This is a genomic window from Haloarcula litorea (assembly GCF_029338195.1).
Classification (GTDB): Archaea; Halobacteriota; Halobacteria; order Halobacteriales; family Haloarculaceae; genus Haloarcula; species Haloarcula litorea.
In genome coordinates this window covers 2,060,888-2,075,511 of record NZ_CP119779.1, presented here as the reverse complement: position 1 = coordinate 2,075,511, position 14,624 = coordinate 2,060,888, and the positions used below count along the sequence as shown (strand labels likewise).

Below are 14,624 nucleotides of genomic sequence, written 5' to 3'. Positions count from 1 at the left end.
ATCCTCGCGGACTGTTTCTGCGCTGGGTCTTCGGGCCGTCGCTGTTGTTGACGGATTGCCGTCAGCGAACGTACCGGCCACAGATTGCCCCACATGACCCAGAGATATGACTCGTCACACCGACTCCGACGCATCGCTCCTCGAAACGATCGGTAATACACCGATCGTCGAACTCGACGCGACGCCCACCGACGTTTCCGTCTACGCGAAACTGGAGACGTTCAATCCCGGCGGGAGCGTGAAAGACCGAATCGGCAAGCACATCCTCGAACGACTCCTCAAACGCGGCGACGTTCCGTCCGGCGGCACGATCGTCGAACCAACAGCCGGAAACACCGGCATCGGAATGGCGATCGCCGCTACTCGATTCGGCCTCGAGACGGTCTTCGTCGTTCCCCGCGGATTCAGCGAGGAGAAAGAACGACTGATGGCCGCGCTCGGTGCGGAAATCGTTCACGTCTCCGGTGATGCGGGGATGAGCGAGGCTGCCGAAACTGCCCACGAGATCGCCGACCGGCGCGACGACGCCGTCGTCCCGCAGCAGTTTGCGACGCCGTTGAATGTCGAGGCCCACTACGAGACAACTGGCCAGGAGATCCTCGATACGCTCGGCGAGCATGTGGGCGCAATTGTTGCGGGCGTCGGTTCCGGCGGGACGCTGATGGGCATTACCCGGGCCGTGCGTGAGCGCGTCCCCGATGTCCATGTCGTAGCCGTCGAACCGGAGGGTTCGACGTTTGGCGAACTCCTGGACCGAGAACGCGAAGAGGCACCATACAAGACCGAAGGCATCGGCACACACGACCCGGACGTGACCGAGCTGCTCGATCCAGATGCGATCGACGACATTCGGACGGTGAGCGACCGGGACGCACATGCCGAAGTGAACCGACTCGCCGCTGAGGAGGGACATCTCGTCGGCTCCAGTTCGGGTGCGGCGAGCGTCGCTGCACGCGAGGTTGCCGAAGAGGCCGCGGCTGATGAACTCGATCTCTCGGCACCGGCTGTCGTTACGGTGTTTCCCGATGGCAGCGAACGGTACCTCTCGAAGAATATCTACGGTTCCTTCGAGGCCTGGGAGGGGAAAGCATGAGCGACGACCAGCGAAACGAGATGCACGACGCTGGCCGGTTCGACACGCGGGCGATCCACGCAGGCCAGCGCCCGGATCCGGATACCGGCGCAGTCATGACGCCCATCTACGCCTCCTCGACGTTCGCCCAGGACGCGCCCGGCGATCACCGTGGCTACGAGTACTCACGGACCGACAACCCGACGCGGGCGGCACTGGAAGCGAACCTCGCCAGCCTCGAAAGCGGAGCGTACGGGCGGGCGTTCGCCAGCGGGATGGCCGCGATCAATACGGTCCTGAATCTGCTCGAAGCAGGCGATCACGTCGTGGTCGGCGAAGACGTCTACGGCGGGACCCATCGGCTATTCACGCAGGTCTACGAGGATTACGACCTCGCGTTCGACTTCATCGACACGACCGACCACGATGCAGTCGTAGAGGCAGTTTCTCCGGAGACTGAACTCGTGTGGCTCGAGACGCCCACGAATCCACTAATGCAGGTCGTCGATATAGCGGACATCGCGGAAATTGCCCACGATCGTGGCGCTCTCTGTGCTGTGGACAACACGTTCGCAACGCCGTATCTCCAGCGCCCCTTAGAGTTGGGCGCGGATATCGTTGCTCACTCGCTGACGAAGTACCTCGGCGGCCACTCTGATGTTGTCGGCGGTGCGCTCGTAACCGACGACGAGGGTCTGGACGAGCAGTTGGGGTTCTACCAGAACAGCGTAGGGGCGACGCCGGATCCGTTCGCGTGCTTCCTCGTCCTGCGCGGAACGAAGACTCTCTCCGTCCGGATGAACCGACACAGTGAGAACGCCCGCGACCTGGCGGCGTGGCTCAACGATCATCCGGCTATCGACCGAGTGTACTATCCGGGGTTGGATTCCCATCCGCAACACGACCTCGCCGCTACGCAGATGGACGACTTCGGGGGGATGTTGAGCTTCGAACTTGACGGTACCCTGGAGATGGCGGAGACACTCGTTTCCGCGACCGAGGTATTCACGCTGGCGGAAAGCCTCGGAGGCGTAGAGAGTCTCATCGAACAGCCCGCAACGATGACCCACGCGTCGGTCCCACGTGAAGTGCGACAGGAAGCAGGAATCACCGACGGGCTCATCCGTGTGAGTGTCGGTCTCGAAGACGTGGCAGACCTCCGCGCAGACCTTGACCGAGCACTGACAGCTGCGATGCAGTCCTAAGTTAGACACCAAGCATCATTCGGAGTGACCCTCTGACACCCATCGGAAGCCCGATAGCCCCGATGAAGAACGCTATCATCCACCACCAGGTATGATTCATCTCCTCTTTCGCATCAGCGAGATACCACACGATGCCGAGAGTCACGAGTAGTTTGAGGACGAACGTCGATCCGGAGAAGTTTGTGGCTTGGTACACGAAGTTAGTCACGACTAATTTCGGGGAGTAGCCGAAGAACGTCACACCGATGAGGTTCTGCGCAGCGTCCCACATTTGTCCGAAGACGGCAAGCAGGACTATCGGATGCTGAAGGGGTGCGATGGTGACGAAATTCGCTCCCCAGTAGTAGAAACCAGTCACTCCGAGAGCAATTCCCGTCGTTGCCACAGGGACCCACAGGCGGAGCGGTGTCGCTGTCGAGAGACCATGCCAAACCGCCCACCCTACGGCACCGAAAGCCCACACCGACCCGACGAGGCCGACCGTTGACGGGATAGAACCGATATGCCGGTCACGCGCGACTGCGCCGACGCCGAGCACAATGACGGTGACACCGGTGATGACGAAGTATATCGATGGCGTGATGAACCACACCGCATAGTCGCCGAGCAGGCCGATATCCTCAAGAGCTCGCATGGCGCCGCCGGCGATAATGATTGGAGCGAACCCGTACGCAAGGCGTGCATCGAACGTGACATCCAACTGGTCGAGATACACTCGTATTCCAGGGAGACTGTATACGACTGCCGCGAGGTATGTCACCGTATTCACAGCGTTGTAACCCTGGACAGCGCGAATACCCTCGTGTGTGACTGGGTGACCAGCCGCGTCGGCGACGACTGGTCCCCAGAGGTACTGCCAAATGAACCAGTCGTAGACCAGCGTGGGGAATGCGAGGAGGCCCGCACCGATGAGAACGATCGGGGCGAGCAGATACAGCGCCCACCACTCGCGAGAGCCGGTTTCCGGAAGGACGGTCTCGACGCGTCGAGTGACAGTACTCACGAGTCGTTCACCTCCAGTCGCCACGTCATGCTCTGCGAGTGTCCCCATTGTTCGAGTGAGACGACCGAGAGCCCGTATTGGAGATGGCTGAGGTACTGCGCGACGGCCTTCGGGGAGCCGTTGAGGCCGCCAGTAATCTCGCGAGCCCGGAGGTATGTTGGTTCGGTACTGGCTGTCTTGACGAGATACTTCCGAACAGTTCTACGGGAAATCTTGGACATCGGATGAGGGTAACGTTCAGCGGAGGCGGCCGAGGAGCTTGTAGTCGTGATCAGGTGTGTACCGGCGGAACAGCAGGCTGTTCGATAGCACCGATACGCTGGAGAAGGCCATCGCAGCGGCGGCCAGCACCGGCTGCAGGAGGCCGAGCGACGCCAGCGGAATCATCGACGTGTTGTAGCCGAGCGCCCACACGAGGTTCTGCTTGATCTTCTGGAGCGTCGCGTCCGAGATGCGGATCGCCTTCACGACGTCGACGGGATCGTCCCGCATCAGCGTGACGTCCGCGGCCTCGATAGCGACGTCCGTTCCGGAGCCGATGGCAGTCCCAACGTAGGCGACCGCGAGTGCAGGGGCGTCGTTGACGCCGTCCCCGACCATCATCGCCTGCCGCCCTTCGTCCTGGATGGACTCCACGGCATCTGATTTGTCCTCGGGGAGGACTTCCGCGCGGACGTTGTTCGGGTCGATACCGACTTGGTCGGCGACTGCGCGGGCCGTCCGCTCGTTGTCGCCGGTGATCATCATCACGTCGACGCCGCGCTCCTGCAGTTGACTCACGGCGTCCTTCGCGCTCTCTTTGATCGTGTCGGCATCAGCGACCACGCCAACTAGTTCATCCTCGTACGCGACGAGCATCGCTGTTTTCCCTTCCTTCTCGAGACGCTCCATCGTCTCTTCGGCGGGCGAGGGATCGATCCCGTTGTCACGCAGGAGCTTCCGATTACCGACCAGCACCTCGCTGTCACCGACGGTCGCTTTGATGCCGTGTCCGGGCACGTTCTCGAAGTCGTCGGGATCGGTCACGTCAAGCCCACGGTCTTGGGCTCCTTTCACGATAGCCCGAGCAAGCGGGTGTTCGCTCCCGCTCTCGGCCGTCGCTGCGAGCCGCAATACGTCGTCTTCGCTGAGACGGTCGCGGGCAGTCAGCTGTCCGCCATCGGCAGCGGTGTCACCGCCGTCTGCCATAGGTTGCCCATCACCGTCGAATACGACCACATCGGTCAGCTCCATTTCGCCTTTCGTGAGCGTGCCCGTCTTGTCGAAGACGACCGTGTCGACATCCTTCGCGCGTTCGAGGATGTCGCCGCCCTTGAACAGTACTCCGTTCTGGGCACCGATCGTGGTTCCGACCATCGTGGCAGCCGGGGTGGCGAGCCCGAGCGCACAGGGACAGGCGATGAGCACCGCCGACGCGAAGACGATGATCGCAAACTCGAAGACAGAGACCCCGCCGGCGGCGACGGGTCCGTCAGCGACGAGGCCCCACACCGGGAGCCAGTCGACGAAGCCGGCGAGCGCTTCTGGGAACAGGAACCAGACGACGCTCCACAGGAGGGCGTTCGCGATGACCGCCGGAACGAAGTACGCCGAGATGCGATCCGCGAGGTTTTGGATGTCGGGCTGACGGGACTGAGCTTCCTTGACCGTCTGGACGATCTGCTGGAGCGCCGTGTCCTTTCCGACCTTCGTCGCCTCGACGACGAGGACCCCGTTCTCGTTGATCGTCGAGCCGACAACCTCGTCACCCTCGCTCTTCTCGACGGGGACGGACTCACCGGTGACCATCGACTCGTCCACCGCGGACTGGCCGTCGACGACCACGCCGTCAGTCGGGATCTGCTCGCCAGGGCGGACTTTCATCCGGTCGCCGACCTCAACGTCTTCGAGAGGAATCTCCTCCTCGTTGCCCTCCTCGTCGACGACGGTGGCTGTCTCGGCTTCCATCTCCAGCAGCTTGCGGAGCGCCTCGCCGGCCTGGCCCTTCGAGCGGGCCTCGAGATAGTTACCGAGCGTGATGAACACGAGGATGAGCGCGGCCGTGTCGAAGTACAGGCCGCCCGCGATTAGCCCGGAGAGGACGGCAACGGAGTAGACGTACGCAGTGGTCGAACCCAGCGCGATGAGGACGTCCATATTGGCGCGGCCGTTCTTCACGATCGCCTTATACGAGTTCTTGTAGAACGGCCAGCCGAGCACGGCCTGGACGGGCGTCGCCAGCAGGAACTCAACCCAGCCGAACTCAATACCAAAGACGCTCTCGGGGATGAGTCCGCCGCCGAGGAGGAACTTCTCGACGAGGAAGAACAGCAAGGGGGCGGACAGCACCGCGCCGAACAGGGTGAGTCGGAGCTGTTTCCGGATCTCGGCCTGCCGGGCAGCATCACGTGCGTCCTGGCCCGAGTCCTCGTCGGTATCCTCTTCGCGAACAGGAGAGTAGCCAGCGTCCTCTATGGCATCGTACAGCACATCGATCGACACCTCTGCCGGATTGTAGGTGACCTGTGCCTCGTCGGTCGCGTAGTTGACCTCGGCGTTGATGACGCCTGCTGTCTCCTCGAGGGCTGTTTCGTTCGTCTCGGCGCAGTTGGCACATGTCATATCGGAGATGGTGATCGTCACCGTCTCCGAGACGGCACCGTAGCCAGCCTCGTCGATCGCGTCGTAGATTTCTTTGAGCGATACCTCGTCGGGATCGTAGGTGACAGACCCCTCGTCGGTGGCGAAGTTCGCGTCCGCCTCCGATACCCCGTCGAGGGATTCCAGGGTGTCCTGGATCGTCGCCGAACAGTTGGCGCAGGACATCCCCGTGATATCGAGATGGATTGTCTGGCTTGTCATACTTAGTCTACTATACGGGGTCTAGGTTTAGGCGATTTGCTGCTTCGAGGGGTGGGTTTTCGACCGCGGGAAAATTTGGATTCCAAAGAGCGCGTTATGCTCCCTCTTCGAGTCGCTGATACCTGTCTTCGAACCGCGCAAGACAGGATGGACAACAGAAGTGATAGATCTCGCCGTCGATTCGCGTCGTCTCACCCTCATTATCGACGGTGTTGTTACATTCGGCACAGGTGAGCGCAAATTCGACGCCATCGACGGACGGCGTCCATTCGATCTCGTCGATGAGCGTGACGGTGTAATCCGCTACATCGACCTCGTTGAAGAGCCCATCTACCCACTGACGAACGTTCTGGGCTTCGACACGGGCATAGAACCAAAGATCCCCTTCTGAGGTCGTGAAGACATGTTCAACACCATCGGATTCCCGAACTTGATTGCGGGCGGTCTCCAGCGATGCTGAGCCGATTTCGGCCTGAATAAATACCGGAACGCCAGCCCGCAGATGGGCTCGGTTGACGTCAATCGTGAAGTTGTTAATGATGCCAGCTTCCTGTAATCGATTGACCCGGTCGGAAACAGCCGGCCCCGACAGACCGACTTCCTCGCCGATGTCGCTGAACGGGCGGCGGGCGTCATCGGCGAGTAACGAGAGAATTTCCAAGTCGGTTTCGTCTAGATTGCGCATACGACCGCTTCGTCTCGCAGGATACATTATTGTTGTCCACGATTCACCTTCGAAATCGGTGATCCAGGGCTGTGATAACATTGGATTCCAAGCAGAAAACCACATAGAATACTCGCCCCTATCTACGAATGGATATGACTCAGACAATCACCGTCGAAGGAATGACCTGTGAACATTGCGAGCAGACCGTCGAAGAGGCACTCGAAGAAGTTGCGGGGGTTACTTCCGCAACTGCGGATCGCGACTCAGAATCCGCGACGGTCGAAGGGTCCGCTGAACGGGATGAACTCGTGACTGCGGTCGAAGACGCTGGATACGATGCCTCCGCGTAACAAATCCCGATTCCCGTCGAATCGGATTCGGAGAGGGATTGATACTACTGCCAATCCAAGGTATCGATACTATGACTGATACACTTCCGTTCGATGCCGTCCGTGAACTCGACGTCGACGGGACGACGTACAAGATGGCCGATCTTCGAGCACTCGAAGAACAGGGGCTCTGTGACCTCGACACACTCCCGGTGAGCATCCGAATTCTGCTCGAATCGGTGCTCCGGAACGCCGACGGCGAAACTGTTACTGCGGCAGACGTCAGGAATGCTGCTGGCTGGGAGCCAGACGTACCGGACGCGGAGGTTCCGTTCTCTCCATCACGAGTCGTCCTGCAGGATCTCACCGGTGTGCCTGCAGTCGTCGACCTGGCGGCCCTTCGATCCGAGGTCGACCGCAAAGACCGGGATCCCACCCTGGTCGAACCGGAGATTCCTATTGATCTCGTGATCGACCACAGCGTCCAGGTTGACTACTTCGACTCCGAGGACGCCTACGAGAAGAACGTCGAACTGGAGTACGAGCGAAACGCCGAACGGTATCGCGCGATCAAGTGGGCGCAGAACGCCTTCGAGAACTTCAACGTTGTCCCGCCGGGAACCGGTATCGTCCACCAGGTGAATCTCGAGCATCTGGGTCGGGTCGTCCACGCCCGCGAGCAAGACGGCGAGAACTGGCTCCTACCGGACACGCTCGTCGGCACGGACAGCCACACCCCGATGATCGGTGGCATCGGTGTGGTCGGTTGGGGCGTCGGCGGCATCGAAGCGGAAGCGGCGATGCTCGGTCAGCCGGTCACGATGAAACTCCCCGAGGTCGTCGGCGTCCGTCTCGAAGGCGAATTACCCGAGGGCGCGACGGCTACGGATCTCGTGCTCCACATCACTGAACGACTCCGCGAGGTCGGCGTCGTCGACCGGTTCGTGGAGTTCTTCGGTCCCGGTGTGGAGAATCTCACAGTCCCCGACCGGGCCACGATTGCCAATATGGCGCCCGAACAGGGTTCGACGATCAGTATGTTCCCGGTCGACGAGCAGACCCTCGAGTATCTCGAACTCACCGGGCGTGATCCCGACCACGTCGACCTCGTTCGCGAGTACCTCGAAGCCCAAGGGTTGTTCGGAGAACAGGAACCAGAATATACTGAGGTCGTCGAGTTCGACCTCTCGACAGTCGAACCGAGTCTGGCCGGACACAAGCGGCCACAGGATCGGATTCCGATGGGGGACGTGAAACAGAGCTTCCGGGGACTTCTCCACGGGGAGTTCGAGGACGACCTCGATGATGTCGACGAGGACGCCTTGCAGCGGTGGCTCGGTGAGGGTGGTGCAGCTGATGCGGAGACCGACGGCGGCGTTCAGGTCGAACCCGAATCGGAACTGCACCCGTTAACCAAACGCGTCGAGGTCGACCTCGACGGTGAAACGGTCGAAATTGGACACGGAGACGTCCTCGTCAGCGCCATTACGAGCTGTACGAACACGTCGAACCCGTCGGTGATGATCGCTGCTGGACTGCTCGCCCAGAACGCCGTCGAGAAAGGCCTGGACGTCCCGCCGTACGTCAAGACGAGTCTCGCACCGGGTAGCCGCGTCGTCACGCAGTATCTCGAAGAATCGGGGCTGCTTCCGTATCTCGAAGAGCTCGGGTACGCCGTCGTCGGCTACGGCTGTACCACCTGTATCGGCAACGCCGGACCACTTCCCGACCCGATCGAACAGGCCATCGACGACCACGACCTCTGGACGACGAGCGTTCTCTCCGGGAACCGGAACTTCGAGGCGCGTATCCACCCGAAGATCCGCGCGAACTACCTCGCGAGCCCGCCACTCGTCGTCGCCTACGGACTCGCAGGACGGATGGACATCGATCTCGAACACGAGCCGCTGGGTACTGACGCTGAGGGTGACCCAGTCTATTTGGCGGACATCTGGCCGGACGCAGCGGACGTCCAGGCAGCAATCCTTGAGAACGTCTCTCCTGAGATGTTCGAGGAGAAGTACGCCTCCGTGTTCGAGGGCGATGAGCGATGGGCTGCTCTCGACGCGCCCACTGGTGACGTCTACGAGTGGGACGAGGACTCGACGTACATCCGTGAACCGCCGTTCTTCAAGGACTTCCCGGTAGAGAAGCCCGGCGTCGCCGATATCGAGGACGCACGCTGTCTACTGACACTGGGGGATACCGTTACGACCGACCACATCAGTCCAGCCGGCCCGTTCGGGCCTGATCTCCCCGCGGGTCAGTGGCTGCTCGATCACGGCGTCGAGCCATATGAGTTCAACACCTACGGCGCACGTCGGGGCAATCATGAGGTGATGATGCGGGGGACGTTCGCCAACGTCCGCATCGAGAACGAGATGCTCGACGACGTCGAGGGCGGCTATACAATCCACCACCCGACCGACGAACAAACCACGGTGTTCGAAGCCAGTCGACGCTATCGGGACGAGGGGATACCGCTCGTCGTGATGGCTGGCGAGGAGTTCGGTACCGGCTCCAGCCGGGACTGGGCGGCGAAAGGAACGGACCTGCTCGGTGTTCGCGCAACCATCGCCGAGAGTTATGAGCGCATCTATCGCGACAATCTCGTCGGCATGGGTGTGCTCCCCCTGCAGTTCGATGATGGCGACTCGTGGGAATCCCTCGGTCTGGATGGGTCGGAGGTCTTCACGATCCACGGCCTTGATGACGGGCTCGACGTGATGGACGAACTGACCGTCATCGCCGAGCGTGCAGATGGTTCGACTGTCGAGTTCCCGGTCACGGCACAAGTCGGTACGCCGGCCGCCGTGACCTATATCGAACACGGGGGCATCCTTCACTACGTCCTCAGACGCCTCCTCAGACAGTAACGACAACTCGGTCAGGATCGGTCGTCGTCGGACGCGAGGCGGGCGCGGCGGCGGTCGAATTCCTCGTCGTCGATTTCGCCGCGAGCGTACCGTTCCTGGAGGACAGCGAGTGCGCTATCCTCGGCGGGGCTGTCCGTTGAGGATCGTGTTGTCAACCAGTAGACGACGTAGACGGGAAGGGCGATCAGAAGTGCCATCCACAGCAGACCGATCAACATCATCCCCCAGCTCCATATCCCCCATCCGGCCATATGACCATCATTCCACATCCCATCGTGCCAGTCCCACATCACTGTGTCTGGAATAGCAGCGTGCGTCAGAGTCATTCCAGCGATGACGGCTAGCGTCAGTGCTCCGATGACGATGAGTCCCAGAGAACGAATCCCGCGTGCTTGAATTGGATTTTGCATTGTTGTACTCCCAAAGAGTTCGGCGTGGTTAGCCGAGGATGTATTCGAGGCGGGGGTAGCGCTCGACGAGCGCCTGTCCACCGATCTCGTACTGTTCGATGTACTGGTCGAGCCCGAGGATGCGGCCCGCTGCGAACGCGGCGACCGCGAGGAACACGAGCATGTACGCGAAGTCCCCGTTGATGAACCCGTGACTCATGTCCCAGTTGCCGAAGTAGAACATGAGCATCATGAGCGCACCAAAGAACGCCGCGAGGCGAACCAGCGCACCGACCAGCAGGCCGAGGCCGATGAACAGCTCGCCCCACGGAACGGCGACATTCGCGAACTCGACGAACCACGGCGTCGAGCCCATCCACGCGAACATACCCGCGAGCGGGTTGCCGTTCGTCGCGGCGACGTTGTTGAGGTAGCCGCCGGCGGCGAACTCGCCGGTGATCTTCGTGAACCCGGAGTACGCGAACGCGTACCCCATCATGAGCCGGAGCGCGAGCACGAACCACGCGCTGAGGCTGTGGACTTTCCCACCGACCGTCAGGCCGCCGACCTTGCTCTCAAGCTGGTTCATACCGGAGTCGAGTGTAGACATGATTATTTCACCTTCAACTATCAGTACGAGGGCAGAGACGATATAGTAGCGAGCCGGCGTTCTGAGTCAGAAAACCGGCGGGCTATATTACCCTACTGCCGCGAGTAGAAACGTGTGACCGAGGAGCCTGACCCGTCAGACATCTTCGCCACGCTTGACGACGAGTACGCCCGCGACATTCTCGTGGCGACGAAAACCGAGCGGCTGTCAGCGAAAGAACTCAGTGAGGAATGCGATATGTCACGTCCAACTGTCTCGCGCCGCGTCAGCCGACTCGTCGAGCAAGGCCTCCTCGAAGAATACACGCACGTCGATCCCGGCGGCCGGCACTACAGCGAGTACGAGGCTCGCCTCGAACGCATCGAAGTGCTCCTCCAGGCGGAAGGATTCGACGTCCAGATCGACGTCCGGCCGGACCCCGCCGACCGGATCACGACCATCTTCGAGGAAATGCGGGGAGACTGATTCATGGAACACACGCTATTCGTCATCGCGAAACTGTTCACCACCGCGCTAGCGCTGGTCATCGCCTATCAGGCCTATCGCGGGTACCAGCGGCATAGCACGCAGTTACTCCTGTACGTCGCGGTCGGCTTCGCGCTCGTTGGGCTTGGCGGCCTTCTCGAGGGTATGCTCTTCGAGGTCCTTCAAGTGTCAATCTTCGACGCCGGACTCGTGGCAGCACTCGTCACCGCTGCGGGAATGCTATCCATCCTGTACGCCCTCTATGCCCCAAACCCCTGAGCTCCAAGACGGTGTCGTATCTGCAGTGAACGGTCTGAGGTCGGCTTGATTGAGACTCTAAACTGTTACGTTCTGACTCAATTCTCGGGCGTAGGGGTTTGTGAAGAACATTAAATCAGAATAGGTCGTACAGTAGCATATGCTACGGAAACTCATCGGCGTCCTCGGAGCTGTTACAGCAGTGTTCCCGGGAAAAATCGTTGCGCTATTTGAGACACTTGCGATCACTAATCCTGAGGAAGGTGCCCTAAGAGAATGGGTGAACCCAGCGATACGATCAGAAGGGATGCTGGTAGCCGTGATCTCCTTACTTGGCAGCCGATCGTATGCGTGGATGATGAATCTCACTGGGGTGTTCGGCGCAATTGTCCTCGTGTTCCCCGACCTGTATCGTAAATTTGCGTCCACATTTCTCTATGAGCACCCAGCTGCTGTCGAATGGGACGAGCGATTCACGACAAGTGTACGGGTTATCGGTGCGGTATACGTTTTTCTGGCAGCCAAAGCGTATAGAGATCGCAGCAAGGGGACGTAAGTGCATCTCCGACCGCTTCAGCCTCTCGGTTGTCCGGTAGGGTAGGAGCCAGCCTGTTCAGAGGACGTATCAATTCACAGTAGCCTCCATGTTGAAGCACCCTCGGATTCAATTGCTCGGTAATGGACGATGAATCCCAAAGGGAGGCCGACGAAACAGACCATACGCATCACGACGAGGACGCACATAGTGAGCACGACGAGTCACATACGGAGGGACGGAGTGAACAATCGCTCCTCGAAACGGAGGCTGAACCGCAGTCCCCCGACAAAGCTGACCACGGCCCACACAGTCAGCACGATGGGCACGATGGCCATGACGGCCACGGTGGAATGCACGAGGGCCACGAGCAGATGTTCCGCCGGCGCTTTTTCGTCTCGACTCTCCTGTCGATCCCCGTCCTCCTGTACAGCGAAACGCTGCAGAGTTGGCTCGGCTTCTCCGTCCCCGCGTTCCCGGGGAGCGAGTGGATAAACCCCGTCTTCGCGGTAGTCGTCTTCGGGTACGGTGGGGTTCCGTTCCTCCAGATGGCGGTGCCGGAACTGAAAGACCGGGCACCGGGAATGATGACGCTTATCTCGATGGCTATCTCGGTTGCGTTCGTCTACAGCCTCGCGAGCGTGATTTTCCCGACGCAGTCGGCGTTCTTCTGGGAACTCGTCACCCTGATCGACATCATGCTGCTGGGCCACTGGATCGAGATGCGAAGCGTGCGGCGGGCGTCCAGTGCCGTTGACGAGTTGGCGAAGTTGATGCCCGATACGGCCGAGCGAATCACCGATAATGGCGACACCGAGGAAGTCCCCGTTAGTGAACTCACCGAAGGGGACCTCGTGCTCGTCCGGCCAGGCGCAAGCGTGCCTGCAGATGGCGTCGTTGAGGAGGGGGACTCCGACGTGAACGAGGCAATGATCACCGGGGAGTCCAAACCCGTGTCCAAGGAACCCGGCGACGAGGTCATCGGTGGGACTGTCAACGGTGATGGGAGCCTCCGTGTTCGGATCGACGCGACAGGCGAGGAGACGACACTCGCTGGGATCATGCGGCTAGTCGAGGAGGCCCAGGAGAGCAAGTCCCGGACGCAGGCGCTCGCGGACCGCGCGGCGGGCTGGTTGTTCTACGTCGCCCTGGCTGCGGCGGTCGTGACAGGCATTGCGTGGACAGTCGCGGTCTCATTCAACGCCGAGGTGATCGAACGCGTCGTGACCGTGTTGGTCATCGCGTGCCCCCATGCACTCGGACTCGCGATTCCGCTCGTCGTCGCGATCAATACGTCACTCGCGGCACGGAACGGTATGCTCGTTCGTGACCGGATCGCCATGGAAGAGGCCCGGAATTTAGACGCGATCATCTTCGACAAGACGGGGACTCTCACCGAGGGTGAACATGGGGTCGTCGGTATGGAAACCGTCGCTGGCGTCGATGAGGACGAGGCTTTGGCACTGGCCGCGGCCGTCGAGGGTGATTCCGAGCACATGATCGCTCGCGCCATCCGCGAGGCTGCCGACGAACAGGGAGTTGAAGCACCTGCTGCAGACGATTTCGAGGCGATGAAGGGCCGTGGCGTCCGAGCATTCGTCGACGGAGACGAGGTGTTCGTCGGCGGACCGAACCTCCTGAACCATCTCGATAGCGAGGTCCCGTCAGATCTCCAGTCGTTCGCGGAGGAGGCGGGTGAGAACGCACGGACTGTCGTGTATCTCGTCCGCGAGGGTGACCTAATCGCGGCCTTCGCCATGGCAGACGTGATCCGTGACGAGAGCTATCGGGTCGTCGAGGCGCTACACGATCTCGATATCGAGGTGGCGATGCTGACTGGCGATAGCGAGGATGTGGCGAATGCGGTCGCAGCGGAACTGGGTATCGACACGGTGTTCGCGGAGGTTCTCCCCGAGGACAAGGACAAGAAGGTTCAGGAGCTCCAGGATCAGGGCAAGCTCGTGGGAATGGTTGGTGACGGCGTCAACGATGCGCCGGCGCTCACCCGGTCGGACGTCGGCATCGCAATCGGGAGCGGTACCGACGTTGCGGTCCAGTCGGCGGACGTCATCCTGGTCCAGAACAACCCGATGGACGTCGTCCGACTGGTCAAACTGAGCAAGGCGAGTTACCGGAAGATGCAGGAGAATATCGTCTGGGCGGCAGGGTACAACGTGTTCGCCATCCCGCTGGCCGCAGGGGTGCTGGCGCCGATTGGAATTCTCCTTTCACCGGCCGTGGGTGCATTGTTGATGTCGCTGAGCACGGTGATCGTTGCGATCAACGCGCAGTTGCTCCGCCGCGTCGACCTCTCCGTGCCGAGCCTTCCGGACGTTTCGCCGACCACGGATGCCCAACCCGCGGACTAGCGGTA

At 60.9% G+C, this 14,624-nt stretch carries 14 protein-coding genes; 8 read left to right on the top strand and 6 right to left on the bottom strand.

Annotated features, from left to right (window positions below):
* Positions 1-106: 106 nt before the first annotated feature.
* Both P0592_RS11110 and P0592_RS11105 read left to right on the top strand, forming a co-directional pair.
* A complete protein-coding gene (locus tag P0592_RS11110) occupies positions 107-1,093 on the top strand; it encodes a PLP-dependent cysteine synthase family protein (protein ID WP_276270955.1) in 987 nt (328 codons plus the stop codon).
* Positions 1,090-2,277 (top strand): cystathionine gamma-synthase, encoded by a 1,188-nt coding sequence (locus P0592_RS11105; RefSeq protein WP_276270954.1) that lies wholly within the window; start codon positions 1,090-1,092, stop codon positions 2,275-2,277. Before P0592_RS11110 ends, P0592_RS11105 begins: the two co-directional genes overlap by 4 nt.
* A 1-nt stretch (position 2,278) precedes the next feature.
* Here P0592_RS11105 and P0592_RS11100 read toward each other — a convergent pair whose 3' ends face one another.
* The 4 genes from P0592_RS11100 to P0592_RS11090 all read right to left on the bottom strand — a co-directional run bounded on the left by P0592_RS11100 (position 2,279) and on the right by P0592_RS11090 (position 6,806).
* Positions 2,279-3,280, bottom strand: coding sequence for a DUF63 family protein (locus P0592_RS11100; RefSeq protein ID WP_276270953.1), 1,002 nt, complete (start codon positions 3,278-3,280; stop codon positions 2,279-2,281).
* Positions 3,277-3,501, bottom strand: a complete 225-nt coding sequence (locus tag P0592_RS20285) for a DUF7123 family protein (protein WP_473092226.1) — start codon at positions 3,499-3,501, stop codon at positions 3,277-3,279. Before P0592_RS20285 ends, P0592_RS11100 begins: the two co-directional genes overlap by 4 nt.
* 16 nt (positions 3,502-3,517) lie before the next feature.
* Positions 3,518-6,121, bottom strand: coding sequence for a heavy metal translocating P-type ATPase (locus P0592_RS11095; RefSeq protein ID WP_276270952.1), 2,604 nt, complete (start codon positions 6,119-6,121; stop codon positions 3,518-3,520).
* 94 nt (positions 6,122-6,215) lie between these two features.
* Entirely contained in the window at positions 6,216-6,806 is a 591-nt protein-coding gene (locus tag P0592_RS11090) for an AsnC family transcriptional regulator (protein WP_276270951.1), read from the bottom strand.
* A 134-nt stretch (positions 6,807-6,940) separates the two neighbouring features.
* On the opposite strand from P0592_RS11090, the gene P0592_RS11085 reads away from it, so the two are divergent.
* Both P0592_RS11085 and acnA read left to right on the top strand, forming a co-directional pair.
* Positions 6,941-7,138, top strand: coding sequence for a heavy-metal-associated domain-containing protein (locus P0592_RS11085; RefSeq protein ID WP_276270950.1), 198 nt, complete (start codon positions 6,941-6,943; stop codon positions 7,136-7,138).
* A gap of 71 nt (positions 7,139-7,209) precedes the next feature.
* Entirely contained in the window at positions 7,210-9,993 is a 2,784-nt protein-coding gene (gene acnA, locus P0592_RS11080) for an aconitate hydratase AcnA (RefSeq protein WP_276270949.1), read from the top strand.
* Positions 9,994-10,004: 11 nt separating this feature from the next.
* Here acnA and P0592_RS11075 read toward each other — a convergent pair whose 3' ends face one another.
* Together P0592_RS11075 and P0592_RS11070 are read right to left on the bottom strand one after the other, a co-directional pair.
* Positions 10,005-10,283 carry an SHOCT domain-containing protein gene (locus P0592_RS11075; protein ID WP_276270948.1) on the bottom strand — a complete coding sequence of 93 codons (279 nt, stop codon included), beginning with the start codon at positions 10,281-10,283 and terminating at the stop codon, positions 10,005-10,007.
* A gap of 148 nt (positions 10,284-10,431) precedes the next feature.
* The gene (locus tag P0592_RS11070) at positions 10,432-10,992 is read right to left on the bottom strand and encodes a DoxX family protein (RefSeq protein ID WP_276270947.1); all 561 of its coding nucleotides are present in this window, start codon (positions 10,990-10,992) and stop codon (positions 10,432-10,434) included.
* Positions 10,993-11,106: 114 nt separating this feature from the next.
* Here P0592_RS11070 and P0592_RS11065 point away from each other — a divergent pair, with 114 nt between their 5' ends.
* From P0592_RS11065 to P0592_RS11050, 4 genes are all read left to right on the top strand, one after another.
* Positions 11,107-11,457, top strand: coding sequence for an ArsR/SmtB family transcription factor (locus tag P0592_RS11065; RefSeq protein ID WP_276270946.1), 351 nt, complete (start codon positions 11,107-11,109; stop codon positions 11,455-11,457).
* Between the two features lie 3 nt (positions 11,458-11,460).
* Positions 11,461-11,736, top strand: a complete 276-nt coding sequence (locus P0592_RS11060) for a DUF7521 family protein (protein ID WP_276270945.1) — start codon at positions 11,461-11,463, stop codon at positions 11,734-11,736.
* 139 nt (positions 11,737-11,875) lie between these two features.
* Positions 11,876-12,271 carry a hypothetical protein gene (locus P0592_RS11055; RefSeq protein WP_276270944.1) on the top strand — a complete coding sequence of 132 codons (396 nt, stop codon included), beginning with the start codon at positions 11,876-11,878 and terminating at the stop codon, positions 12,269-12,271.
* A 332-nt stretch (positions 12,272-12,603) separates the two neighbouring features.
* Positions 12,604-14,619, top strand: a complete 2,016-nt coding sequence (locus tag P0592_RS11050) for a copper-translocating P-type ATPase (protein ID WP_336406674.1) — start codon at positions 12,604-12,606, stop codon at positions 14,617-14,619.
* Positions 14,620-14,624: the final 5 nt, after the last annotated feature.

Bases quoted from the DNA above. Each gene is read 5' to 3' on its own strand.
- P0592_RS11110 (WP_276270955.1), top strand. From the start codon at position 107: ATGACTCGTCACACCGACTCCGACGCATCGCTCCTCGAAACGATCGGT.
- P0592_RS11105 (WP_276270954.1), top strand. From the start codon at position 1,090: ATGAGCGACGACCAGCGAAACGAGATGCACGACGCTGGCCGGTTCGAC.
- P0592_RS20285 (WP_473092226.1), bottom strand. From the start codon at position 3,501: ATGTCCAAGATTTCCCGTAGAACTGTTCGGAAGTATCTCGTCAAGACA.
- P0592_RS11095 (WP_276270952.1), bottom strand. From the start codon at position 6,121: ATGACAAGCCAGACAATCCATCTCGATATCACGGGGATGTCCTGCGCC.
- P0592_RS11090 (WP_276270951.1), bottom strand. From the start codon at position 6,806: ATGCGCAATCTAGACGAAACCGACTTGGAAATTCTCTCGTTACTCGCC.
- P0592_RS11085 (WP_276270950.1), top strand. From the start codon at position 6,941: ATGACTCAGACAATCACCGTCGAAGGAATGACCTGTGAACATTGCGAG.
- acnA (WP_276270949.1), top strand. From the start codon at position 7,210: ATGACTGATACACTTCCGTTCGATGCCGTCCGTGAACTCGACGTCGAC.
- P0592_RS11075 (WP_276270948.1), bottom strand. From the start codon at position 10,283: ATGTGGGACTGGCACGATGGGATGTGGAATGATGGTCATATGGCCGGA.
- P0592_RS11070 (WP_276270947.1), bottom strand. From the start codon at position 10,992: ATGTCTACACTCGACTCCGGTATGAACCAGCTTGAGAGCAAGGTCGGC.
- P0592_RS11060 (WP_276270945.1), top strand. From the start codon at position 11,461: ATGGAACACACGCTATTCGTCATCGCGAAACTGTTCACCACCGCGCTA.
- P0592_RS11055 (WP_276270944.1), top strand. From the start codon at position 11,876: ATGCTACGGAAACTCATCGGCGTCCTCGGAGCTGTTACAGCAGTGTTC.
- P0592_RS11050 (WP_336406674.1), top strand. From the start codon at position 12,604: ATGCACGAGGGCCACGAGCAGATGTTCCGCCGGCGCTTTTTCGTCTCG.